21 protein-coding genes and 1 tRNA gene are annotated in these 24074 nt (G+C 69.3%); 9 read left to right on the forward strand and 13 right to left on the reverse strand.

The genetic code is table 11. The features are described from left to right. Positions 1-80 precede the first annotated feature (80 nt). Positions 81-1376 (reverse strand): adenylosuccinate lyase, encoded by a 1296-nt coding sequence (gene purB, locus ABVN73_RS02120; protein ID WP_035671612.1) that lies wholly within the window; start codon positions 1374-1376, stop codon positions 81-83. A 359-nt stretch (positions 1377-1735) separates the two neighbouring features. Between purB and ABVN73_RS02125 the strand changes: the two genes are divergently transcribed. Next, complete coding sequence (locus tag ABVN73_RS02125) at positions 1736-4966, forward strand: cache domain-containing protein (RefSeq protein ID WP_353858725.1); 3231 nt, start codon at positions 1736-1738, stop codon at positions 4964-4966. Positions 4967-5000: 34 nt separating this feature from the next. Here the strand turns inward: ABVN73_RS02125 and ABVN73_RS02130 are convergent, their stop codons facing one another. The 4 genes from ABVN73_RS02130 to sfsA form a co-directional block, all read right to left on the reverse strand. Beyond that, positions 5001-5426 carry a TerB family tellurite resistance protein gene (locus ABVN73_RS02130; RefSeq protein ID WP_103040216.1) on the reverse strand — a complete coding sequence of 142 codons (426 nt, stop codon included), beginning with the start codon at positions 5424-5426 and terminating at the stop codon, positions 5001-5003. Positions 5427-5510: 84 nt separating this feature from the next. Then, complete coding sequence (gene radC / locus ABVN73_RS02135) at positions 5511-6290, reverse strand: DNA repair protein RadC (protein WP_353858726.1); 780 nt, start codon at positions 6288-6290, stop codon at positions 5511-5513. A gap of 72 nt (positions 6291-6362) precedes the next feature. Continuing rightward, positions 6363-7196 (reverse strand): type I methionyl aminopeptidase, encoded by an 834-nt coding sequence (gene map / locus ABVN73_RS02140; protein ID WP_353858727.1) that lies wholly within the window; start codon positions 7194-7196, stop codon positions 6363-6365. A 70-nt stretch (positions 7197-7266) separates the two neighbouring features. Beyond that, a complete protein-coding gene (gene sfsA, locus ABVN73_RS02145; RefSeq protein WP_353858728.1) occupies positions 7267-7995 on the reverse strand; it encodes a DNA/RNA nuclease SfsA in 729 nt (242 codons plus the stop codon). 91 nt (positions 7996-8086) lie between these two features. On the opposite strand from sfsA, the gene ABVN73_RS02150 reads away from it, so the two are divergent. Beyond that, positions 8087-8872, forward strand: a complete 786-nt coding sequence (locus ABVN73_RS02150) for a molybdopterin-binding protein (protein WP_353858729.1) — start codon at positions 8087-8089, stop codon at positions 8870-8872. 85 nt (positions 8873-8957) lie between these two features. Then, positions 8958-9218, forward strand: coding sequence for a hypothetical protein (locus ABVN73_RS02155; protein WP_353859447.1), 261 nt, complete (start codon positions 8958-8960; stop codon positions 9216-9218). 37 nt (positions 9219-9255) lie between these two features. Here the strand turns inward: ABVN73_RS02155 and ABVN73_RS02160 are convergent, their stop codons facing one another. Beyond that, entirely contained in the window at positions 9256-9423 is a 168-nt protein-coding gene (locus tag ABVN73_RS02160; RefSeq protein ID WP_183177855.1) for a hypothetical protein, read from the reverse strand. A 187-nt stretch (positions 9424-9610) separates the two neighbouring features. Between ABVN73_RS02160 and ABVN73_RS02165 the strand changes: the two genes are divergently transcribed. Both ABVN73_RS02165 and ABVN73_RS02170 read left to right on the forward strand, forming a co-directional pair. After that, positions 9611-9695 (forward strand) — tRNA-Leu (locus ABVN73_RS02165). 169 nt (positions 9696-9864) lie between these two features. After that, entirely contained in the window at positions 9865-10473 is a 609-nt protein-coding gene (locus tag ABVN73_RS02170; RefSeq protein WP_353858730.1) for a hypothetical protein, read from the forward strand. 12 nt (positions 10474-10485) lie between these two features. Here ABVN73_RS02170 and ABVN73_RS02175 read toward each other — a convergent pair whose 3' ends face one another. Continuing rightward, complete coding sequence (locus tag ABVN73_RS02175) at positions 10486-10716, reverse strand: hypothetical protein (protein ID WP_353858731.1); 231 nt, start codon at positions 10714-10716, stop codon at positions 10486-10488. Between the two features lie 240 nt (positions 10717-10956). Here ABVN73_RS02175 and bfr point away from each other — a divergent pair, with 240 nt between their 5' ends. Both bfr and ABVN73_RS02185 read left to right on the forward strand, forming a co-directional pair. Further along, positions 10957-11433, forward strand: a complete 477-nt coding sequence (bfr, locus tag ABVN73_RS02180; RefSeq protein ID WP_353858732.1) for a bacterioferritin — start codon at positions 10957-10959, stop codon at positions 11431-11433. A 166-nt stretch (positions 11434-11599) separates the two neighbouring features. Next, entirely contained in the window at positions 11600-11857 is a 258-nt protein-coding gene (locus ABVN73_RS02185; protein WP_188260914.1) for a hypothetical protein, read from the forward strand. A 105-nt stretch (positions 11858-11962) separates the two neighbouring features. On the opposite strand, the gene ABVN73_RS02190 is transcribed toward ABVN73_RS02185, so the two are convergent. From ABVN73_RS02190 to hisS, 4 genes are all read right to left on the reverse strand, one after another. Continuing rightward, positions 11963-12913 (reverse strand): hypothetical protein, encoded by a 951-nt coding sequence (locus ABVN73_RS02190; RefSeq protein WP_353858733.1) that lies wholly within the window; start codon positions 12911-12913, stop codon positions 11963-11965. Next, a complete protein-coding gene (locus tag ABVN73_RS02195; protein ID WP_353858734.1) occupies positions 12910-14988 on the reverse strand; it encodes a transglycosylase domain-containing protein in 2079 nt (692 codons plus the stop codon). The genes ABVN73_RS02190 and ABVN73_RS02195 overlap by 4 nt, the downstream gene beginning before the upstream one ends. A gap of 218 nt (positions 14989-15206) precedes the next feature. Next, positions 15207-17132, reverse strand: a complete 1926-nt coding sequence (locus tag ABVN73_RS02200) for a tetratricopeptide repeat protein (RefSeq protein ID WP_353858735.1) — start codon at positions 17130-17132, stop codon at positions 15207-15209. A 56-nt stretch (positions 17133-17188) separates the two neighbouring features. Further along, positions 17189-18538 carry a histidine--tRNA ligase gene (gene hisS, locus ABVN73_RS02205; protein ID WP_353858736.1) on the reverse strand — a complete coding sequence of 450 codons (1350 nt, stop codon included), beginning with the start codon at positions 18536-18538 and terminating at the stop codon, positions 17189-17191. 181 nt (positions 18539-18719) lie between these two features. Here hisS and pyrC point away from each other — a divergent pair, with 181 nt between their 5' ends. Next, on the forward strand, positions 18720-19775 hold the full coding sequence (gene pyrC / locus ABVN73_RS02210; protein ID WP_353858737.1) for a dihydroorotase: 1056 nt from the start codon (positions 18720-18722) through the stop codon (positions 19773-19775). Between the two features lie 28 nt (positions 19776-19803). Here the strand turns inward: pyrC and ABVN73_RS02215 are convergent, their stop codons facing one another. Then, positions 19804-20691, reverse strand: coding sequence for an ion transporter (locus ABVN73_RS02215; RefSeq protein ID WP_353858738.1), 888 nt, complete (start codon positions 20689-20691; stop codon positions 19804-19806). A gap of 155 nt (positions 20692-20846) precedes the next feature. Further along, positions 20847-22460 (reverse strand): exodeoxyribonuclease VII large subunit, encoded by a 1614-nt coding sequence (gene xseA / locus ABVN73_RS02220; RefSeq protein WP_353858739.1) that lies wholly within the window; start codon positions 22458-22460, stop codon positions 20847-20849. A gap of 75 nt (positions 22461-22535) precedes the next feature. Here xseA and purD point away from each other — a divergent pair, with 75 nt between their 5' ends. Next, the gene (gene purD / locus ABVN73_RS02225) at positions 22536-23822 is read left to right on the forward strand and encodes a phosphoribosylamine--glycine ligase (RefSeq protein ID WP_353858740.1); all 1287 of its coding nucleotides are present in this window, start codon (positions 22536-22538) and stop codon (positions 23820-23822) included. Positions 23823-24074: the final 252 nt, after the last annotated feature.

A 24074-nucleotide genomic window follows, 5' to 3' on the forward strand; every position in this document is an offset into this window, starting at 1 on the left:
CTCTCCTGCGAAAGCGGGGGAGGGAAGGGGCCCGCGAAGCGGGAAGGGTGGGGGCTCCGATGGCCGAAGCCCCCAACGCCTCACTCGCCGAACACGCGCTTGAACACCATGTCGACGTTCTTCGTGTGGTAGGTCATGTCGAACATCGGGGCCAGCGTCTCGCGGGAGATGTGCTTCGCCACGTCGGCGTCCGACGACAGCAGGTCCAGGAAGTTGCCGCCCTTCTCCCACACCTGCATGGCGTTGCGCTGCACCGCCTTGTAGCTGTCCTCGCGGCTCATCCCGGCCTGGGTCAGGGCGAGCAGGACGCGCTGCGAGAAGACCAGGCCGCCCAGGTCGTCCAGGTTCTTCTGCATGCGCTCCGGATAGACGACCAGCTTGTCCATCATGCCGGTCAGGCGGGCCAGCGCGAAGTCCAGCGTCACCGTGGCGTCGGGGCCGAACATGCGCTCGACCGAGCTGTGGGAGATGTCGCGCTCGTGCCACAGGGCGACGTTCTCCAGCGCCGGGACGACGGCGGCGCGGACGATGCGCGCCAGACCGGTCAGGTTCTCCGACAGCACCGGGTTGCGCTTGTGCGGCATCGCCGAGGAGCCCTTCTGGCCCGGATGGAAATACTCCTCCGCCTCGCGCACCTCGGTGCGCTGGAGGTGGCGGATCTCCACGGCCAGATTTTCGATCGACGAGGCGATGACGCCCAGAACCGAGAAGTAGAAGGCATGGCGGTCGCGCGGGATGACCTGGGTGGACACCGGCTCCGGCGTCAGGCCCATCTTGGCGGCGACGTGCTGCTCCACCCGCGGGTCGATGTTGGCGAAGGTGCCGACCGCGCCGGAGATGGCGCAGGTGGCGATGTCGGCGCGCGCCTGGACCAGACGCTCCCGCCCGCGGGCGAAGGCGGCGTAATGGCCGGCCAGCTTCAGGCCGAAGGTCGTCGGCTCGGCGTGGATGCCGTGGCTGCGCCCGATGGTGACGGTGTCCTTGTGCTCGTAGGCGCGGCGCTTCAGCACGGCCAGCAGCTTGTCCATGTCGTCGAGCAGCAGGTCGGCGGCCTGGGTCATTTGCACGGCGAGGCAGGTGTCCAGCACGTCCGACGAGGTCATGCCCTGGTGGACGAAGCGCGCTTCCGGCCCGACATGTTCGGCGAGGTTGGTCAGGAAGGCGATGACGTCGTGGCGGGTCTCCCGCTCGATCTCGTCGATGCGGTCGATCTCCCACTTGCCGCGCTCCCACACGGCGGCGGCGGCCTCCTTCGGGATGACCCCCAGCTCCGCCTGCGCGTCGCAGGCGTGCGCCTCGATCTCGAACCAGATGCGGAACCGGTTCTCCGGCTCCCAGATGCGGGCCATTTCGGGGCGGGTGTAGCGGGGGATCATCGGACTCTCCGGGGGTGGCGGACCTGAACGCTTCGGGGGCGGGCGGGGGCGCGTCGGACCTTTGCGGCGGCGGAAACCGCCCCCCGTCGCCCGCGCGCGGGACCATAACCGCGCCGGACGGCGCTGCAAAGCCCCTTCACAGCCCCCGTGGACGCGGGGTGCGCGTCACAAGGTTTCCAAGGACCGGCCGTCTTCCCGGAAAAGTCGCAAAGACTGGCAATTCGTCGCGCCGTCTTCTTCACCTTGATCTTGCCGAGCCCCGGCTACGCGCACTAATGATGTGGAACATGCGCCGCGGCCGGGCAACGCCGGGCGTGGTTCCAGGAGGGCTCTCGTTGTCCGATCCGATCGCCGAGTTAATGCGCGAGCCGTCCCGGACTTCGGACGAGAGGCGCCTGTACCGTCTCCAGTTCCTGGCCTCCCTGTTCCTGGTCGCGGCGGTGGTGCTGGGCTTGGGCGCCTACTTCATCTGGCAGCACCGGATGGATTTCGAAGCCGACCTGAAGCAGACCGAGGCCCGCTACCGGGAGGAGCAGCGGCGGACCCTGCAGGAGGAGCTGGAGAACGCGCGCTCCTACATCGCCTACATGCGGTCGCGCACCGAACCGCTGCTGCGCGCCGAACTGCGCGCCAAGGTGGACGAGGCCTACGGCATCGCCTGGACCATCTACGAGCGCGAGAAGGAGTATCTGCCGGAGGTGTCGATCCGGCAGTCGATCAAGGAGACCCTGCGGCCCCTGCGCTTCTTCGGCGGGCGCGGCTACTACTTCATCGACGATCTGCAGGGCACCTGCGTGCTTCTGCCCACCGACCCGCAGCGGGAGGGCAGCTCACTCATCGACAATCGGGACGACCAGGGCCGCCCGATCATGCGCAATCTGATCCGCGCCGTGGACGATCCGGAGATGCAGGGCTTCACCCGCTACCGCTGGTACGCGCCGGGCAACCCGCACAGCATGTCCGACAAGTTCGCCTATGTCCGCCGCTTCGAACCGTTCAACTGGCTGATCGGCACCGGCGACTACGTCGCCGCGGTGGAGGAGAAGCTCCAGCACGAGACCCTGGAACGGCTGCGCGCCCGGCGCTTCGGGGATTCGGGCTTCATCGCCGTCCTGCGGGAGGATGGCGAGGTGCTGCTCTCCCCAACCTCCCCGGCGGCGGAGGGCAAGAACGCGCACGACCTGCCCTGGGAGACCGAGCGGGATCTCGTCACCCGCCTGCTGAAGGCCGGTCTGTCGGGGGGAGGGGAGCTGCGCTTCGACTGGGTGCACCCGGTCACCGGGCGCCCGGCCCCGAAACTGTCCTACGCCACGGCGCCGGACGTCTGGGGGTGGGTGCTGGTCGCCGGCTTCTACACCGACGACATCGACGCCGTGATGGCGCAGCGGCGGGCCGAGATCGGCGCCGGCATGAAGAAGCGCGTCCTGACCACGGTGGCGGTGCTGGCGCTGGCGCTCGGCGCGTCGGCCTGGGTGTCCTGGCTGGTCACCGGCTGGGTCCGCCGCATCGTCCGCGGCTACCAGTCCAACATGAGGGAGAGCGACAGCATGCTGCGCGAACGGGCGCGGCAGCTCTACCTCGCCAACTTCTTCGTCGACCATGTGTCCGAGATCGTCGTGCTGGCGGATTCGGAACTGCGCATCGCCTACGTCAACCCCTTCGGCTGCGCCGCGCTGGGCGCCCCGCTGGCCGGGCTGGCGGGCGGCCACGCCGACCTTCTGGAGCGCTTCCGCGACGCGTCGGCCGAGGCGTCGGCCCATTACGAGACGCTCTACCGCACGCGCGACGGGCGGACGCTGGAGCTGGAGGTGACGGCCAGCCGCGTCACCTACGAGGGCGACGCCTACTACTGCGCGATCGCCCGCGACATCTCCGAGCGCAAGCGCGCCGAGTGGGAGCTGCGGCTGTCCGCCAAGGTGTTCGACAACGCCGCCGAGGGCATGGTCGTCACCAACGAGAAGAACCGCATCGTCGCGGTCAACGACGCCTTCTGCCGCATCACCGGCTACAGCCGCGACGAGGTGATCGGCGGCGATCCGGCCATGCTCGCCTCGGGCCGGCAGGACGGGATCTACTACGCCGACATGTGGGCGAAGCTGAAGGAGGAAGGCCACTGGTCCGGCGAGATCTGGAACAAGCGCAAGTCCGGCGAGGTCTATCCGGAGTGGCTCAGCATCCAGGTCGTGCGCAACGAGGCCGGGGAGGCCGTCAACTACATCGCCGCCTTCTCCGACATCACCGAGAAGCGCGCCCAGGAGGAGCGCATCCGGCATCTGGCGCAGTATGACTTCCTGACCGACCTGCCCAACCGCTTTCTGCTGCGCGACCGGCTGGAGCGCGCGATGCACGCCGCCGACCGGCACGGCAACAAGGTGGGGCTGCTGTTCGTCGACCTCGACCGCTTCAAGACCATCAACGACAGCCTGGGGCACGGCGTCGGCGACCGGCTGCTGCGCGCGGTGGGGGCGCGGCTGCTGGAGACGGTGCGGGCCAGCGACACGGTCAGCCGCCAGGGCGGCGACGAGTTCGTCATCCTCGTCAACGACCTGGACGGCCCGGACGCGGCCTGCTCGGTGGCCCGCAAGGTGCTGCGCGCGATGACCGAATCCTTTTCGGTGGACGGGCACGAGCTGCAGATCTCCCCGTCCATCGGCATCGCGCTCTATCCCGACGACGCGCCGTCCATCGACGCGCTGCTGAAATGCGCGGACATGGCCATGTACGCCGCCAAGGAGGCCGGACGCGCCAACCACCAGTTCTTCACGCCGGAGCTGAACAAGCGGGCGTCGGAGCGGATGTGGCTGGAGAGCAATCTGCGCCACGCCCTGGCCGACAACGAGCTGGAGCTGCATTTCCAGCCGCAGTTCGCGGTGGACGGCCGCCGGCTGGTGGGGGCGGAGGGCCTGCTGCGCTGGCGCCGCCGCGACGGCACGATGATCCCGCCCGGCCAGTTCATCCCGGTGGCCGAAGACACCGGCCTGATCCAGCCGATCGGCGACTGGGTGCTGGGCGAGGCCTGCCGCCGCGCCGCCGACCTGCTCGCCCGCGGCCATCCGCTGCTCATCGCCATCAACCTGTCGGCGGTGCAGCTTCGCCGCCCCGGTCTGGCCGACCGCGTGGCCTTCTGGCTGGACGCCTACAAGGTGCCGGCCCGCTGCCTGGAGCTGGAGGTGACGGAAAGCGTCCTGATGGACGAGTCCGACATGGTGAGCGGAACCTTCGCCCGGCTGCGCGAGATGGGCGTGGCGCTGGCCATCGACGATTTCGGCACCGGCTATTCCAGCCTCAGCTACCTGAAGCGCTTCCGCGTCGACAAGCTGAAGATCGACCGTTCCTTCGTGACCAGCCTGACGGACGGCTCCGACGGCGGGGCCATCGCCGAGGCGATCATCGGCATGGCGCGCTCGCTGCGCATGCAGACGCTGGCCGAGGGGGTGGAGACGGAGGAGCAGTTCGGCGGGCTGGCCCGGCTGGGCTGCGACCAGATCCAGGGCTATCTGCTGGGCCGCCCGATGCCCTACGACGACTTCGTGGCCTTCATCGCCCGTCACGAGGCCGCCCCCGAAGCGGTCGGGGAGACGGTCGGCTGACGGGCGATGCGCCGCCGATTGCGCGGGAAGGCGCTCAGGCGCCCAGCACGCTGCGGTCGTTCTTGGCGACCAGCGCCTGGAAGTAAGGGCCGAGCTTGGCGTCGTCGAGGCCGAAGGCCTGCTGGAAGCGCGCGATCAGGTCACGCTCGCCCTGCTCGGCCTGCCCATCGGCCATCGCGCTGTCGATCATGTTCAGCAGGATGCACAGGCGCTGCTGCTCGTTCAGGTTCGGCGTGGCGGCGGCCAGGAAGGCGTCGGGCGGGGTGCCGCGCGCGTATTTGAAGCAGCGGTCCAGCTCCTCCCGCGTGGCGCTGCGGCCCATCACCGACAGCAGATGGCCGACCTCCTCCGGGTCCAGCTCCCCGTCCGCGCCCATGCAGTAGATCAGCGAGACGACCAGCGTCCGGCGGGGGGTGAGATCCAGCGGCGCCGATCCCTTGAACATGTCGAAAAGGCCCATGGTGTTACCTCTGTGGTGACGAACGCCGCACATATGGGGGCGCCGGCCGCGGCAACAAGATGGGCCTGCAGGACAGGGTTGCGGTTACATCAACCCTTGGGCTTTGAAGCTGACATGCTTGCCCTTGCCGACGATGACGTGGTCGTGGACGGCGATGCCCAGGCTGTGGGCGGCGCGCAGGATCTCCTTGGTCATCTCGATGTCGGCGCGGCTGGGGGTGGGGTCGCCGGAGGGGTGGTTGTGCACCAGGATGATGGCGCTGGCCGACAGTTCCAGCGCCCGCCGCACCACCTCGCGCGGGTAGACCGGGGTGTGGTCCACCGTACCGGTCTGCTGCACCTCGTCGGCGATCAGCTTGTTCTTGCGGTCGAGGAAGAGCAGGCGGAACTGCTCCATCGGCTGGTGGGCCATGGCGGCGGTGCAGTAGTCGAGCAGCGACTGCCAGTTGGCCAGGACGGGCCGGTCCATCACCCGCTGCCGCATCCCGCGCAGCGCCGCCGCACCGACCACCCGCAGCATCGCGACGGCCTTGTCGGAAGCCAGCGAGACCTCCCCCACGCAATAGCCGCGCAGGCGGGGCGGCGGGGCGTTGACGACGCTCCACAGGTCACCGAAATCGCGGATCAGCGCCTTGGCCAGAGGTTTCACGTCGCGGCGCGGGTTGACCGCGAACAGGATCATCTCCAGAAGCTCGTAATCCTGCAGCGCGTCCGGCCCGCTTTCCAGGAAGCGGCTGTAGAGGCGCTGGCGGTGGCCCTTGTGGTGGGCCTCCTCCACGGAGGCGTCAGGGGGCGGCTCCAGCCCGGGAAGCCCCCGGGCCTCCTCCATCTCCCCCGACCGCTTCGTGCTTTTCCGTCCTGCCATCCCGACGCCACCATACGACCGTGTGCGTCGGGACTATACCTCTTCCGCGCGAAAATCACATCCGCGGGGATATCAAACGGCGGCGGCCGCTTCCTCGGCCGGGACGGCGTAGGGGGGCTTGTGGAAACCGGCCGGGGACAGGGTGAAGATCTCGCAGCCGTCCTTGGTCACGCCGATCGAATGCTCGAACTGGGCGGACAGCGACTTGTCCTTGGTCACCGCGGTCCAGCCGTCGCCGAGGATCTTCACGTCGTAGCGGCCGGCGTTGATCATCGGCTCGATGGTGAAGATCATGCCCTCGCGCAGGACGGCGCCGGTGCCGGGGTTGCCGAAATGCAGGACCGACGGCGGTTCGTGGAAGACGCGGCCCAGCCCGTGGCCGCAGAAATCGCGGACGACGGAGTAGCGGTGGCTTTCCGCGAAGGTCTGGATGGCGTGGCCGATGTCGCCCAGCGTGGCGCCCGGCTTCACCTGATTGATGCCGATCATCAGCGCGTCGTAGGTGACGTCGACCAGCTTCTTCGCCTTCACGCCGACGTCGCCGCACAGGTACATGCGGCTGCTGTCGCCGTACCAGCCGTCCAGGATGGGGGTGACGTCGATGTTCAGGATGTCGCCGTTCTGCAGCCGCTTGTCGCCGGGGATGCCGTGGCAGACCACATGGTTGACGGAGATGCAGTTGGCCTTCGGGAAGCCGCGGTAGCCCAGCGGGGCCGGGACGCCGCCATGGTCGCGGATGTGTTGTTCCAGCAGCCGGTCCAGTTCGCCGGTGGTGACGCCGGGCTGGACGTAGGGCGTGATGAAGTCGAGCGTGGCCGCGGCCAGCCGTCCGGCCTTGCGCATGCCCTCGAAATCCTCCGGCCCATGAATCCGGATGCGATGGGAATCGAGGTCGTCGTGGTCCAAGAGAATCGTCCCCTACAGATCAGGTCCCAGGAAAACGCGCCGGCAGGCCCGGCGGCGAACAAAAGCGCGGTCAATCCATGCGGATCGGCAGCGGCCGTTCCAGCTCGATCGACTCCGGGGTGATCCTACAGGACCAGCACACGGCTTCCACCCCCGATTCGAGCGCGAGGCGCAATCCGGCGGCGTAGGCGGGGTCGATGTCGGCGGCGACTCGGAAGTAGGCGCAGTCGGCGCGCTGCACAAGGTAGACCATGACCGCCCGCGCGCCCTGGCGGACCATCGCGGCCATCTCCACCAGATGCTTGGCGCCGCGGGCGGTCACGCAGTCCGGGAATTCGGCGGCCCGCCCGTCGCCCCGCGCGGGGCGGCGCAGATGGACGTTCTTGACCTCGACATAGGCGGGCGGCCGGGCCTCGTCCTCCAGCAGGATGTCGATGCGGGAGTTGCAGCCGTACTTCACCTCGCGGCGCAGCCGGGCGTAGCCGGCCAGCTCCGGGATGGTGCCGGCGGCGATGGCGGCGGCGACCAGCCCGTTGGGATGCGCGGTGTTGACGCCGACGAGGCACGGGGAGTCCGGATCATCCCGCGCCTCGACCAGTTCCAGCGTGTGGGCGAGCTTGCGCTTGGGGTTGTCCGACCGCGACAGCCAGACGGCGGAGCCGGGGGCGTCCACCCCGATCATGCTGCCCGAATTCGGCACATGGGCGGTGACCAGGGCGCCGTCGAGATCCACGTCGGCGAGGAACCGCTTGTAGCGGCGGACGAGGCGGCCTTGCAGGAGGGGGGTGGGGAAGCGCATCTTGGGCCCTAGGTTAAAGCGCGCCCCCGCCGTCCGGCAAGCCCGCCGGTCCCGCCATCCCCGCCCCAACCGAGAACGGAGCCGACTCCGCATGTCCTCGCCCGCCACCTCCTCCGCCATGCCCAACCCGACCGCCGCCGTCCTCGTCATCGGCAACGAGATCCTGTCGGGCCGCACCAAGGACGCCAACCTGCCGCACATCGCGGAGAAGCTGGCCAGCATCGGCGTGCGCCTGCGCGAGGCGCGCGTCGTGCCGGACGTCGAGGAGGAGATCATCGCGGCGCTGGACGCCCTGCGCGGCCGCTACGGCTACGTCTTCACCACGGGCGGCATCGGGCCGACCCACGACGACATCACGTCGGCCTGCGTCGCCAAGGCCTTCGGCGTGCCGCTGGAGCGCAACCCCGAGGCCGTGGCCCGGCTGGAGCGCCATTACGGCGACCCGTCGAAGCTGAACGAGGCGCGGCTGCGCATGGCCAACATCCCGGCCGGCGCCTCGCTGATCGACAACCCGATCAGCGCCGCGCCGGGCTTCCGCATCGGCAACGTCTTCGTCATGGCGGGCGTGCCCAACATCATGCAGGCGATGCTCGACGGCGTCCTGCCGCAGCTGGAGGGCGGGCCGGACCTGCACGCCCGCACGGTGGCCTGCGAACTGGCCGAGGGGCAGATCGCCGCGGATCTCGGCGCCCTGCAGGACCGCTACGCCGACCTGGAGATCGGCAGCTACCCGTATTTCCGCAACGGCTTCTTCGGCGTCAGCCTCGTGCTGCGCGGCACGGACGAGACCCGCGTGGCGGCGGCGACGGAGGAGTTGGCGGGCATCGTCCTGCGCTTGGGCGGTACGCCGAACGTCACGGTGGGGACCAAAGGCTAGAGAGGTCTCTAAGACGCCAAGCCATCCTTGGTCATATTGTCGCCGCCATGGGTAATTCTATGTTGAGGACTGGGACGTGACGGTCATGAAAAGTCGTGCCATGAAACCCTTTGAAAAAGCGGCGATCCTGTTCTTGCTGAAGCATCTGGCATCCGGCGTGGCCGGGGCTGTTGTCTTGGCGACCGGGCTTTTGATTCTCGATGTCGCCAATCTGGCGACTCTGATCGGGAACAGCGATCACGGCGTTGTTGCCGCGATCATGCTGTATGCCAGCCTCATCCTCACCTTCGGCAGCGTAGCGATGGGCATCGGCATCATGACCCTGAACGAGGACACCCGGCCCTGACCGGCGCCGGGCGGCGGCGGTCCGGTTCCGCGGCCGCTCAGAACGGGCCGAAGCTGTCGTACGCCCAGACCAGCGCCACGATGGCGGCGATCCAGACCGCCGCGTAGGGCAGCCAAGTGTTGCGGTTGCGCCGCAAGGCCGCCGGGACGACCAGCACGGCAACCATCAGCACGCTCACCACACCCAGCCAGTTGATCGATTCCAAGTTCACCTCCCTTGAACGCCAAGGTTGCGGGAATTTTTGCGTGTCCGGCGCTTGAAACGCGCTCAATCCTTGACCAAACGCCCGCTGATTGTCTAAGTCAATCCAGCGGAACGGTGGGCTGCATACAATGATATGCAACTCCGGCGGGCGGGGGCAACCCGTCTTCCAAGCCGATCCGCGACGGTGCGCGGGCGTGGCGGAATTGGTAGACGCAAGGGACTTAAAATCCCTCACCGCACGGTATGCGGGTTCGAGTCCCGCCGCCCGCACCACGCCTTCCGAGGACGAAGCGCTGGCCGCCGCCCTTGCCAGGGACGTGAGACAGATTGTCCCGGAACCAACCCCCCTGTTCGTCCGGCCCCGGTCCTCCTGTACGCTCGCTCTGGTCGCAAGCACTGGCGCGTCTGCGCTCATCAGGGGAGTGGGGTTATGGGGCGGGGCGTGGTTCGTCGGGCGGTGTTGGTGGGGCTGGTGCTGCTGTCGGCGTCCTGCCAGACGACGGGATACAACACCGGGGAGCGGGTGGAGATCGACTGCGACCGTTCGCCGATCCAATCCAGCTGGAGCAACGTCTACACGCCGACCTGGGGGAAATGCTACCGCGTGACGTCCGATCGGGCCGAAGTCATGAGCACGGCCCATCTTCGGCATTTCCAGATTCCCGGAGGATACGCCGATGTCGTCCATCATGTGGCCGGGCACAACACCTTCATTGCCCAGGGCGATCTGCGAAGCGCCGTCCGCATATACAAAAGGGTGGCGGCGAACGGCGCGGACTGGGGGGAGCCGCGGAACGAGAACCTGGGCGGCGAGGAGTACGAAACCCAGACGTTCCTGCTGAGCGGCAAGTCCTGCATGGCCTTTCGCGCCAAGGCCGCCCCGGCGGCAACCCTGCCCGGCTACCGAAGCGCAACCTACGGCTACGCCTGCGCCAACCGGCTGGACCGGGAGCTGGTGGAGCGGCTTCTGCCGTCCTTCAGCTATGACATCGCCCGCGCGGAAAACGCTCCGGTGAAACCGATTCCTCCGACCCCGGCGAAGCGGAGCTGAGCGTTCCGGTCCTCATCCGGGCAGCGGCCATGCCGTCCCCCGGGTCGCATGGACGGCCAGCATCGACCCGTTTCGCGCGGGCGGATGGCGCGTCGTCCCGATCGCCGCCGTATCAGGGGCGACGGTCAGCCGAGTCAACGGCCAAAAGGTTTCCCGTAGGGAAGTGTCCACGCCGTCCGGTCCTGTATCAGCGGCCAGGGAGAAGATGACGACAGGGTGGGCGGAAATGACGGTGTCGACCATCGATGTTTCTTGTAAGAGAAAATTTTGAAGTATAGTGCCTAAAGACAGTGCGGTTTGGAGCTGCTGCCGGCATCTGGCGGCTGCTTCTGACATTCACTCGCAACAGGCGGGTGTCGCGTGGAGCGATGAGCCGCGATTTCTCCAACTTCCGGTGTTCAGACGGTTGCCAGAGGTCCATAATTCGGGCATGGTCTTTTCCGAAACCCGATAAACCGACAAACGAACCGCAGGAGGCAGGACGTGAAGGGCGATCCGCAGGTCATCACCCATTTGAACAGGATCCTGACCAACGAGCTGACGGCGATCAACCAGTACTTCCTGCATGCCCGCATGCTGAAGAACTGGGGTCTGAAGCGCATTGCGCACAAGATCTACGAAGAATCCATCGACGAGATGAAGCACGCCGACAAGGTGATCGAGCGCATCCTGTTCCTGGAGGGTCTTCCCAACCTCCAGGACCTGGGCAAGCTGATGATCGGTGAGGACGTGCCGGAAATCCTCGCCAACGATCTGAAGGTGGAGCACAAGGCCCGCACCGACCTGATCGACGCCATCACCCTGTGCGAGCAGGTCCGCGACTACGAGACCCGCGCCCAGCTCACCGAGCTGCTGGACGACACCGAGGAGCACATCGACTGGATCGAGACGCAGCTCGACCTGATCCAGCGCGTGGGCGTCGTCGCCTACCAGCAGGAGCAGATCTACGGCGAGAGCTGAACCGCTCGGAGCCGTTCAGGGCCGTTTGCAGGGGCGTGGCCGCGGGCCGCGCCCCTTTGCGCTTCCCCCATTTTCGCAGAGTGGCGGGGCGGTGGCGGCAACGCCTTGTTAACCATGTTGTCGTAGCTTGCGGGTTTCCGCTTCAGTTTGTACGGGAACCGCCATCATGCTCCCCATCACGTCCTTGCAGGTTGACGACCTGACGCCGGAGGAGACCGCCGCCGTCGCGCACGCCTATCTGGCGGCGCTGGATGAGAGCGACCTGGATCAGGGCGATCACGAGAGCGCCTTCGACCGGGCGCTGGAGACGCTGCGCGGTTACCGTCCCGGCCTGCCGCTGAACGTCGCCGCGGCGGAGCTGGAGCTGCTCCTGGTCTCCCTGCCGGCCGCCGTTTCCACCGCGCAAGAGCCCGCCCTGGCGTAAGGCGCGCCCGGCCGTCTCACCAAGAAAGGCCCGCTCCGGTGTCTCCGGGGCGGGCCTTTTTCGTTGGGCGGGCCGGCTCCAGCCGGCCGGTCATAAGCCCGACATTCACAGCCCCGTTTGCGGCTTTCCGGTGTCGGCCGTCTTGGTCACGCCGGGGTCGATGAGGGGCTGCAGCGCCGGTGCGATGCTCTTCAGCAGCTGGGCGGGCAGGGCGCTGGTGAAGCGGTAGTTGTCGGCCTCCGGCCCATGGACGAAGGCGGTCATGGTGCCGAAGAAGCGGTCGCCGATGTAGAAGGCGAAGGTCGCCGTCCGGTTCACCGCCCGCGACTCGATCAGGTGCCCGCCGGGGCCGTAGCGGTCCAGCCGGTGGTCGCCCGTGCCGGTCTTGCCGCCGATCGGGATGACCGCGCCCGAGGAGTCCTTGAAGGATCCCCAGACCCGCTTGGCCGTGCCGTTCTGCGCCACGTCCATCAGCGCCTTGCGCAGGGTGGCCGCGACCTCCGCCTTCATCACGCGCTGGCCGCGCAGCTCGCCCAGGCCGACGACGGCCTCGTAGGGCGTGCCGGCGGCGAAGTGCAGCTTGCGCACGCGCACGGTCGGCTGGCGCACCCCGTCGTTCTGGATGATGCCGACCAGTTCGGCCAGGGCCGCCGGGCGGTCGGCGGAGCTGCCGATGGCCGTGGCGAAGGACGGGACGAGCGTTTCGAAGGGGTAGCCCAGCTTGCGCCACTGCTCGGTGATGCGCTGGAAGGCTTCCTCCTCCAGCCCGATGCGGATGCGGGTGTTCTGGGCCGACTGGCCCTTCTTGAACAGCCAGCGGTAGCTTTCCTGACGCTCCTGCACGCTGGCCTCCAGCACCTCCTGCCGCTTGGCGTCGGGGCGCTTCTGCAGGTAGGAGACCAGCCACAGCTCCAGCGGATGGACGCGCGCCAGATAGCCGAGGTCGTTCAGAGGGAACTTGTCAGGCCCGTACTTGCCGTAAAGCGCCGCAATGTCGCCGTCGTCCAGCTTGGCGTCGGGCAGGCGCGCGCGCAGGAAGGCGCCGAACTCCTTCACCCGGCCTGCGGGCGGACGGTGCGGAAGATCACCGACAGGCGGTGCGGCATCGGCCGCGACCGCGCCGCCAGCATGTTCAGCATCGCGTCCGGCGTGTGCTTCCGGTAGCTGTTGTAGAAGCGGTTCAGGAAGTCGCTGCCTTCCTTGTCGGCGAAGCGGGCGAGATAGGCCTGGCGGGCGGGGTGGTCGGGGTTGTGCAGGATGTCGGTGCTGTCGTCGCCGCCTTCGGACAGATAGAACTGCACGACGTCGCGCATCATGCGGATGAAGGGCAGGTTGACCGAATTGCGCAGTGACTCGGTCACGGTCAGGATGCTGCCGTTGTCCCTGGCGTTGAAGTTCACGAAGCTGTGCAGCCCGCCGCCGGTGAAGAAGGCCTCGCCGGGGTTCGCCGAATAGCGGCGCTCCATGGCGGCGTCGAGCATGGCGCCCAGCCCGCGGTTGGCGGAGGTCGCCAGCCAGCTCGCCGCCCAGCGCGTCAGGTTGTCGGACGCCTCCTCCTCCACGTCGGCGAGGAAGTCCTTGGGCAGATGGGCGTAGCGGGTGTGCAGCTCCGCCACGATCTCCAGATAGGTGGCCAGCGTGCGCAGCTTCGCCGTGGAGCCGAGGTCGAGCTTGGCGCCCTCGTTGATGTCCAGCGGCTGGTCGAGGTTGTCGGCCTGGACGCGCAGGTAGTTGGCGTCCGGCCCGCGCTCGTACAGCGTGACCGAGTAGATGATCTTGGACAGGTCGCTGCCCTTGGTGTCGAGCAGCCGTTCGCCGGTCAGCCCCATCTGCGCGGCGAAGGCCGGGTCGCCCAGCTTCGCCAGCACCTCCACCACCCGCTGCTGCGCCGGGGCGTCGAGGGTCGACTCGGCGGTCAGGTCGATGCGGTCGAGCTGGTAGAGGCTGGGCACGCCGAGCATGGAGAGAAGCCGGGCGCGGATGGCGTTGGGGGCCTTCTGCTCCACGAAATTGGCGGTCTGGGCCTGCGGCGGGTCCTCGCGGAACTTCAGCGTCAGGCTGAGCGCCGCGTCGCGCAGCGCGGTGTCGATGACGCCCGCGTTGTGCAGCACGCGCAGATGGCTGTCGGCCAGCCGCTCCAGCGCCGCACGGTCCTGGATCAGGTAATAGGAGGGGCGGCGCTGGGCGAGCAGAAGGCTCAGCACCTGCTTGTAGGCCAGCGCCTTCAGCTGCAGGGCGCGGGCGTCGGCGGGCTCCTCCGACAGCACCTTCTCGGCCATGGCGAGGTCGGTGCCGAACCAGGCCCACAGCCCGTCGCCCAGCCCGTTCACCTCGCCGAAGCCGGGGCGCCCGGTCAGCGGGGTGGAGTTCAGATAGTCAATCAGGATGCGGCGGCGGTGGGCGCCGGTGTCCTCGCCGTCCAGATAGGCCCGCGTGCTGGCCGAGATCATCTGGCGCAGCTTCTCCGTGGCGCCGTTCGTCTGGCCGTCGGGGGAGTGGCGGTACTTCTCGATCTGGGTCGCCAGGGTCGAGCCGCCGGGGGAACGCTGGCCGGGCTTGACCCACTGCACCGGCAGCATCGCCACGGCGCCGGCGAAGCGGTCCCACTCCACGGCGGGGTTGCGGCGCGGCTCGTCGGTGTTCAGCAGCTCGCGGTTCTCGATGAACAGCAGGGTCGCGGCGACCAGCGGCGGCACGTCCTCGAACTTGGCGAAGACCCGCTCCGGGTAGCGGGCGGAGAACAGCGCGGTGCCGTTGCGGTCGAGCAGGGTCAGGCCGGCGCGCGTCTTCTCGTGGTAGATCGGGAAGCCGCCGGCGGCCATGAACTGGTCGAGCGTCGGCGAGAGATGCGCCTGCATCTCCACCGCGTACATGTCCGAGGTCAGCGAGCGGAGATAGCCGGGCAGCCCGACATAGCCCATCCGCTCGTTGTAGGGCCCCTGGGTGGGGTGGCGTGCGGCGGGGTTCGGCCCCTCGCGCAGCGTGTAGGTCATGTCCTTGGCGTAGCCGGCGAGCAGGCGCGCCTGCAATCGCGACGTGCGCATCTCCTCCTGCGCCAGAAGGGCCCCGCCGCCCAGCGTCGCCGCCAGCGTCACACCCCAGATCGCGCGTCGCACCCACAACCGTGTCATGTCCGGCTCCAGCCATGACCGCGGGGCAAGACCCGCGAATTGGTTAAAATGCTCGGTAAAATGGCCGAGCGATAGGACCGGAATGTAGATGCGCCTTGGTTAACAACCGGTGTAATCCCTTGCCCTTCGGGTGTGCGTGTCCGCCCCGAAATCGGTTTAACTCAAATTCGTAGCGGACCGTTGCGGCGGCGCCACGAATGCGCCCTTCGGTTGTATGGTTAAGAAACGTGACCGCGTGCCGCCACGAAATCCGTTAACGCCGCGCGCAGGCGGGCGACGACGCCGGACCAGTCGCCGGACCGGTCCTGGCCGAACACCCGCATGGTCGGGTACCAGGGATTCGCCTCACGGTTGCCCAGCCAGCGCCAGCAGGCGTCGGCGCGCGACAGCGTCCAGGTCGGCCGCCCCAGACCGCCCGCGAGGTGGCAGACGGAGGTGTCCACCGTGATGACGAGGTCCAGCGTCGCGGCCAGCGCCGCCGTGTCGGCGAAGTCGCGGACGCCGGCCATGGGGTCGGCGATGTCCATCCCCGCCGGGGGCTCGGCCAGCTGCGCCGCGCCCGGCCCCATCTGAAGGCTGACGAAGCGCACCCCCGCCACGTCGGCCAGGGGAGCCAGGGCGGCCAGCGGCAGGCTGCGCCGCCGGTCGATCGGGCTCGCCACCCCGCGCACCGTGCGCGGCGACCCCGCCCAGACCAGCCCGACGCGCAGCCGCCCGTCCGCCGGCACGCGCTCGCGCCACGCCGCGACGTCGGCGGGATCGGCGCGCAGATAGGGCACCGCGGCCGGGATGCTGTCCAGATCCGTGCCGAAGGCGCGGGGCAGGCTCATCATCGGGATGTGCAGGTCGAAAGCCGGAAGCTCGCCACCCCAGGCGACGGCCGCGGACACGCCGTCCACCCGTTCCATCAGCCGCGCCAGGGCGGGGGAGCAGCCGACGATCACCCGCGCGCCCCGCCCGGCCAGCAGCGGCGCGTAACGGACGAACTGCAAGGTGTCGCCGAGTCCCTGCTCGGCGTAGAGCAGGATGGTCCGGCCCGCCACATCCTCCGTCCCCGTCCATTGCGGTTGGGGGAAGCCCCGGTGGACGGGGTCGAGCTGCCGGGTCTCCCAGCGCCACTCGAACTCCTCCCACCCCTCGCGCAACCGGCCGGAGGCGAGCAGGGCGACGGCGAGCGCCAGATGGGCCTCGGCGTCGGCGGGGGCGAGGCGGATGGCCTCCCGTCCGGCGGCGACCGCCTCGTCGCGGCGGCCCTCATGCAGCAGAAGCGACAGGCGGTTGCGGTGGAATGCGGCCCGCTCCGGGGCGATGCGCGTGGCGCGCGCGCACTGGCGCAGCGCCTCCGCGACGCGGACGGTCTGCTCGAGCAGCGGGACCATGTTGCCGTAGGCGTCGGCGTTGCCGGGGTCCAGGACCACCGCCCGGCGCCCGGCGCGCTCCGCGTCGCCGAAGCGGCCCAGCGTGACCAGGAGATGGACGAGGTTCGCCTGCGCCTCGGCCAGCGTGGGATCGAGCCGCAGCGCTTCGGTCAGCGCCTCCACCGCGCCCTCCGGGTCGCCCGTCTGGGCCAGGGCGGCGCCGAGCTTGCGGTGCGCCTCGGCGCGCTGCGGGGCGAGGCCGCGCGCCTTGCGGAAGGCGTCGGTGGCGCCCGTCCAGTCGGCGGCGGCGTAGAGCCGCATGCCGGCCCGCTCGAAGGCCTCGGCCAGAGGCTCGCTGTCGGTGGCGGCGCTGGCGGTCAGGGCGCGGGTCAGGGCGCGGTGGGCGGGGGCACCGTCGCCGGCTTCGATCAGGGCGCCGCCCAGGGCGAACCAGTCGCCGGCGCCGTCGGGATGCAGGGCCAGGAGGTTGCGGAAGGCCGCGGCGGCCTGCGCCGCCCCCTCCGGCGTGCCCAGCGCCATCAGGGCCTTGCCGAGGTTGCCGTGGACGTCGGCGGCGAGCGGCAGCCGGGCCGCCGCCTTGCGGATCATCGCCACGCCGTCCGCCACCGCGCCGGTCTGGGCCGCCAGCAGCCCGCCGAAATGCAGGGCGTGGGGGTTGTCCGGGTCCGCCGCCAGGATACGGCCGTAGAGCTGCCGCGCCTCCTCCAGCCGACCGGACAGATGGTGGTCGAGCGCGAGGTTCAGGGCTTCGGCGACGGTGGCCATGGGCGGGGCCTTCTGTGGTGGAAGACCCCTCTCCCCGGAAGGGAGAGGGGAGGACGTCAGGCCCCCAGCAGTTCCTTCGCCTTGGCGGCGAGGTCGGCCAGCGGGACCTCGACCTGCTCGCCCTTCACCAGATGCTTGAGCGTCGCCGTGCCGCGGGCCTTCTCGTCGGAGCCCATCAGGACGACCAGCGGGATGCCCGCCTTGTCGGCGTATTTCATCTGCTTGGCGAGCTTGCCGCCGTCGAGCTGGATTTCCGTGTTGATGCCCGCCGCCCGCAGCGCCGTCGCCAGACCGTAGTAATCGGCGGACAGGGCCGGGTCCATCTGCGTCACCAGGACCTGGGCGGTGGCGCCGCCGTCCTTGATGATGCCGGCCTCCATCAATTGGTAGAACAGCCGCGTCGCGCCGATGGAGATGCCCACCCCCGGCAGCTTCGACTTGGTGTAGTGGCTGGCGAGGTTGTCGTAGCGCCCGCCGGAGCACACGCTGCCGATCCCCGGATGGTCGTTCAGGAAGGTCTCGTAGACCGTGCCGGTGTAGTAGTCGAGGCCGCGCGCGATGGCGAGGTTGATGCGCACCACGCCGTCCGGCACCTGGAGGGCCTTCAGCCCCTCGATGACGGTAGTCAGCTCCGAAACGCCCTGGCGGAAGGTCTCGTTCTCGATGCCGAGCGCGCCCAGCGCGGCGAGCGTCTCCTCGTTCGTGCCCTTGGCGTCGATCAGGGACAGGATCTTTTCCGCGGCGTCGGCGGTCATGCCGAGGCCGGTCAGGCTGGCCTGCACCTTGTCGCGGCCGATCTTGTCCAGCTTGTCGATCTCGCGCAGGACCAGGACGCGCTTCTCCGCGTCGTCCACGCCCAGCCCGTCGAGCAGGCCGAGCAGGACCTTGCGGTTGTTCACGTTGATGGTGAAACCGCCGAAGTCCAGTTCGCTGAAGACATGGTAGATGACCGCCGGGATCTCCGCGTCGTAATGGGCGGACAGGCTGTCCTTGCCGATCACGTCGATGTCGCACTGGTAGAATTCGCGGAAGCGCCCGCGCTGCGCCCGTTCCCCGCGGTAGACGCGCTGGATCTGGTAGCGGCGGAAGGGGAAGGCGAGGTCGCGCTCATGCTCCGCCACGTAGCGGGCGAGCGGCACCGTCAGGTCGAAGCGCAGCGCGATGTCCGGCTTGTTGCCCTGCTGGAGGGCGCCGGTGGACTGCACGAAATAGACCTGCTTCTCGGTTTCGCCGCCGGACTTGGTCAGCAGGGTGTCCACCGTCTCGAACACCGGGGTTTCCACCGGCACGAAGCCGAACCGCTCGTAGCCGCGGCGGATGGTGTCGAGAAGACGCTGGAAGGCGACCTGCTGGCGCGGCAGCAGCTCCATCGTTCCGGGCGGGGTGCGGGGGGTGATCAGGCTCATCGGCGCGGGTCCGGCTTCGAATGTCCCTAGGGATTCGGCTAGGGTTCTAGCGGCTTTCGCCGGTCCCGTCACCCATGCAGTGGCCGGATACCGCCCCGATACCCCCCTGATATCGTTGAGCGGGGGACTGTAAGGGGCTAGAACTCCGGCAAACCTCCCCATTCCGCGCCCCGGAGCCGCCATGCCCACCGACCGTCTCGTCCTCCGCCGTCCCGACGACTGGCATGTGCACCTGCGCGACGGCGCCATGCTGAAGGCGGTGCTGCCCTTCACCGCCCACCAGTTCGGCCGCGCCATCATCATGCCGAACCTGAAGCCGCCGGTGACCAGGACCGCCGACGCCGTGGCCTACCGGGAGCGCATCCTGGCGGCCCTGCCGGCGGGCCACGCCTTCACGCCGCTGATGACCGCCTATCTGACCGACGGCACCGACGCGGACGATCTGGCCCAGGGCTTCGAGGACGGCGTGTTCGCCGCCGCCAAGCTCTACCCGGCCAACGCCACCACCAACAGCGCCCACGGCGTGACCGACCTCGGCAAGATCGCGCCGGTGCTGGAGCGCATGGCGGAGATCGGCATGCCGCTGCTGATCCACGGCGAGGTGACCGACGCCCATGTCGACATCTTCGACCGCGAGGCGGTGTTCCTGGAGCGCACCCTCGGCCCGCTGCTGGAGCGTTACAAGGCGCTGCGCGTGGTGCTGGAGCACGCGACCACCGCGGAGGCCGTGGCCTTCGTGCGCGAGCACGCGGCCTCCGGCCGGGTGGGGGCGACGATCACGGCGCACCACCTGCTGATCAACCGCAGCCACCTGTTCGCCGGCGGCATCCGCCCGCACCTCTACTGCCTGCCCATCGCAAAGCGCGAGACGCACCGCGTGGCGCTGGTCGAGGCGGCGACCTCGGGCGAGGGGCCGTTCTTCCTGGGCACCGACACCGCCCCGCACACGGTGACCGCGAAGGAGAGCGCCTGCGGCTGCGCCGGCTGCTTCACCGCCGCCAACGCCCTGGAACTCTACGCCGAAGCCTTCGAGGAGGCGGGCGCCCTGGACAAGCTGGAGGCCTTCGCCAGCCTGAACGGCCCGCGCTTCTACGGCCTGCCGGCCAACGAGGACAAGGTGGTGCTGGAGCGCACGCCGTCCACCGCGCCGGACATCGTGCTGACCGCCGACGGCGAGGCCGTGCTGCCCTTCCGCAGCGGCGAGACGACCCGCTGGACCTTCGCCGGGGCCGCCTGAGGCGGGGCCTTCGGCGGGCGCCGAGGGATCAGTCCCCGGAGCCCGACAGGGCGGGGACCGGCGAGCGGTCCGCCGCCGGACCCGTCACCGTCTGGCGCTGGCCGTCCAGCGCCAGACGCAGGGCGGCGACCTCCGCGCGCAGGCTCCGCAACTCCTCCACCACGTGGTGGGATTCGCTGAGGATGGCGTCGCCGACCTCCTTGCTGTCCTGATCCTGGAGGGATTGCAGCGCGTTCACGATCACCGCGACGAACAGGTTCAGCATCGTGAAGGTGGCGGCCAGGATGAAGGGCAGGAAGAAGGCCCAGGCGTAGGGGTAGACCTCCATCACCGGGCGCACGATGCCCATCGACCAGCTTTCCAGCGTCATGATCTGGAACAGCGAATAGAGCGACGCGCCGAGCGTGCCGAACCAGTCCGGGAAGTCCGCGCCGAACAGCTTGGTCGCCATCACCCCGGCCACATAGAACAGCAGGAATTGCAGCAGGACGATCATCGCCAGCCCGGGCAGCGAGGAGACCAGGGCATGGACGATCATCCGCAGCCGCGGCATGACGGTGACGAGGCGGAAGACGCGCAGCACGCGCAGTGTGCGCAGGACCATGATTTCCGGGCCGACCGGGGCCAGCGTGATCAGGACCACCGCGAAGTCGAACAGGTTCCAGCCGTCGCGGAAGAAGGAGCGCCCCTGATGGCCGATGCGCAGGGCCAGTTCCACGGTGAAGGCCATCAGGATCAGGCTGTCGAGCGTGCCAAGCAACGGTCCGATGGCGTCCGACACCGTCGTGGACGTGTCCAGCCCCAGCACGACGGCGTTCAGCAGGATCAGCCCCAAGATGGCCCGCTGTCCCCGCTCGCTGTCGATCCAGTCTCCGGCCCGCGCCAACGGACCGGTCGAGGCGGCGCGCTGCTCCATGTCCTTCCCCTCCGCTATCGCCGGACATCGGTCCGGCGGCGCATCACTATAGGTGATGCGTGGAAGGGGGTTGCGGTGGAATTGCCCAAGTTATCGGGCAGTTCGCTCCAGTCCGGTGCTCCGGAATGGAGCAGATTTACCGTCGGGCCAACGGACTAGAACAGGCTCCCCTGTGTCGGCGGGCGCTGTGTTTTCTTCGGCTCCGCTTTTGGTCGGGCGCTCCTTGGCTTCGGCTCCGCAGCAGAAGGGGGCGGACCATCGACCCGCGGTCCGCCGTCCACCGTCGCGGCGGCCTGTCCGTCGGCGAAAACCAGAGACACCGCCAAGCCCGGCGTGGCCTGGGCGGCGCTGGTCAGCGGCCGGCCGTCGCCGGACTGCACCAGGGCGAAGCCGCGCTCCAGGACGCCCTTGTAGGAGTAGCTTTCCAGAAGCTGCCCCACCGCCGTCAGCCTCGCCGCGCGCTCCTCCACCGCCTTGCCGTAGCTGCGGTCGAGCCGCGGCGTCAGGTCGGACAGCCGCCGCCGGCCGTCGCCGAACTTCACGCGGATCGGGCCGAGCGTCAGCCGCCCGCTCACCCGCTCATACTGGCCGCGCGCGGCGACGACGGCGTGGCGCAGCGCGCCGTCGAGCGCGCGGGATTCCGACGCCAGCCGCTGCCCGGCCTCCGCCAGCTTCTCGCGCGGGTGGCGCAGAGCGGCCCCCAGCTCGTTCAGGCGGGTGCGGCGACGGTCGAGGAGCGAGGCGGCGGCCAGGGCCAGCCGCTCCGCCCGGTCGTCCAGCCGCTGGGCGTGGCTTTCCAGCAGGGCGCGCGGGTCGCCGAGGCCGCGGGCCAGCCCCTCCACCCGCGTCCGCCGCTCGGCCAGCAGGCGGGTGGCGGCGCCGACCATGCGCCGCTCGTCGTCCAGCACCTGGGCCAGCAGCTCCGCCCGCACCGGAACGGCCATCTCCGCCGCCGCCGTTGGGGTGGGGGCGCGGCGGTCGGACGCGAAGTCGATCAGGGTGGTGTCGGTCTCGTGCCCAACCGCGGAGATCAGCGGGATGCGGCTGGCCGCCGCCGCGCGAACGACGTTCTCCTCGTTGAAGGCCATCAGGTCCTCCAGCGAGCCGCCGCCGCGCGCCACGATCAGCAGGTCCGGGCGCGGCACCGGCCCGCCGGGGGGGATGCGGTTGAAGCCGTCGATGGCCGCGGTGACCTCCGCCGCCGCCCGCTCCCCCTGCACGGCGACCGGCCAGAGCAGGACCCGGCGCGGGAAGCGGTCGTGCAGCCGGTGCAGGATGTCGCGGATGACCGCCCCGGTGGGGGAGGTGACGACGCCGATCACGTCGGGCAGGAAGGGGATGGGCTTCTTGCGCCCGGCGTCGAACAGCCCCTCCGCCGCGAGGCGCCTCTTGCGCTCCTCCAGCATCTTCAGGAGGGCGCCCTCGCCGGCCAGCTCCATCGACTCGATGATGAGCTGGTACTGCGAGCGTCCGGGGTAGGTCGTCATGCGCCCGGTGACGATGACCTCCAGCCCTTCCGCCGGCTGGACGGCCAGCTTCGACGCGGTGCCGCGCCAGCACACCGCCTCGATCACCGCCGTGTCGTCCTTCAGGCGAAGGTAGCAGTGGCCGGAGCTGTGGCGCTTGGGCTGGGAGATCTCGCCGCGCACGCGGACGAAGCCGAACTCCTCCTCGATGCTGCGCTTCAGGCGCCGGGCGAGGTCGCCCACCGAGAATTCCGGCAGGTTCGAGCCGGGGCGCGGCTCGGGGGCGATCAGCGGAGAGGTCATATCAAGGTCTTGAGTCATGGCGGCACCATGATACAAGGCGCGGTGTCGGCAACAAGCGTGGAAGGACGAGGTGCCATGAAAGTCCTGGTGGTCGGGTCGGGTGGGCGCGAGCATGCGCTGTGCTGGGCCATTCAGAACTCGCCGCTGTGCGACACGCTCTACTGCGCGCCGGGCAACGCGGGCATCGCGGACGTGGCCGAATGCGTCGCCATCGGCGCGGAGGACGTGGACGCCCTGGTCCGCTTCGCCCAGGACAAGGCCATCGACTTCGTGGTCGTCGGGCCGGAGGGGCCGCTGGTGCTCGGCCTCGTCGACAAGCTGACCGCCATTGGCATCAAGGCCTTCGGCCCCAGCGCCGCGGCGGCGGAGCTTGAGGGCTCCAAGGGCTTCATGAAGGACATCCTGGCCAAGTACGGCGTGCCGACCGCCGCCTATGGCCGCTTCAAGGACGTCGAGGCCGCCAAGGACTTCGTCCGCAAGAACGGCGCCCCCATCGTGGTCAAGGCCGACGGGCTGGCCGCTGGCAAGGGCGTGACCGTCGCCCGCACCCAGGAGGAGGCCTTCGCCGCCATCGACGAGGCTCTGGTCGAGGGCCGCTTCGGAGCCGCCGGGGCCGAGGTGGTGGTCGAGGAGTTCCTGGACGGCGAGGAGGTCAGCTTCTTCGCGCTGTGCGACGGCGAGTCGGCGCTGCCGCTGGCGTCCGCCCAGGACCACAAGGCGGTGGGCGACGGCGACACCGGCCCGAACACCGGCGGCATGGGCGCCTATTCGCCGGCCCCGGCGCTGACTCCGGACCTCCAGGCCCGCGTGATGCGCGAGATCGTCGAACCGACCGTCAAGGGCATGGCGGCGGAGGGGCGCCCCTTCAAGGGTGTGCTGTTCGCCGGCCTGATGATCGTGAAGGACGCCGACGGCAAGCCGGCGCCGAAGACGCTGGAGTTCAACGTCCGCTTCGGCGACCCGGAATGCCAGACGCTGATGATGCGCCTGAAGTCCGACGCGCTGGCCGCCCTGATCGCGGCGGCGGACGGCCAGTTGAAGCACATTGACCTGCGCTGGCACGACGAGACGGCACTGTGCGTCGTCATGGCGGCCAACGGCTACCCCGGCGACTATGTGAAGGACACCGAGATCAAGGGCTTCGGCGCCGCCAACGCGGTGGAGGGCGTGACCGTCTTCCACGCCGGCACGAAGCTCTCGGAAGGTCGGGTGCTGTCCACCGGCGGGCGCGTCCTGGGCGTGACCGCCAAGGCCCCGACCGTGGCCGAGGCGCAGAAGCGCGCCTACCAGGGCGTGGACGCCCTGGACTGGCCGGACGGCTTCTGCCGCCGCGACATCGGCTGGCGGGCGGTGGGGCGCTGACACCACAACAGGGCCAGAATTTTAACGTCTGGATTTATGGCGGAGGGGCGATCGTGCCCCTCCTTTTTTTGCGCCCCCACACCGTCTCCTCGGTGCGGAGACGCCGCGGGAGAAGGGCGGCCACGCGCCTTTCCCGGTCGGTGGCGGGCGGCCCCGTGTTCCTGTCGATGGAAGGTATCCGTTGGGTTTGGCGCGGGGATCGGGCGCCGTCTCGGGATTCGTGACCCCGCGCCGCGGCACGCTCGGATGCGT

The organism is Azospirillum formosense (assembly GCF_040500525.1).
In the GTDB taxonomy this organism is placed as follows: Bacteria; Pseudomonadota; Alphaproteobacteria; order Azospirillales; family Azospirillaceae; genus Azospirillum; species Azospirillum formosense_A.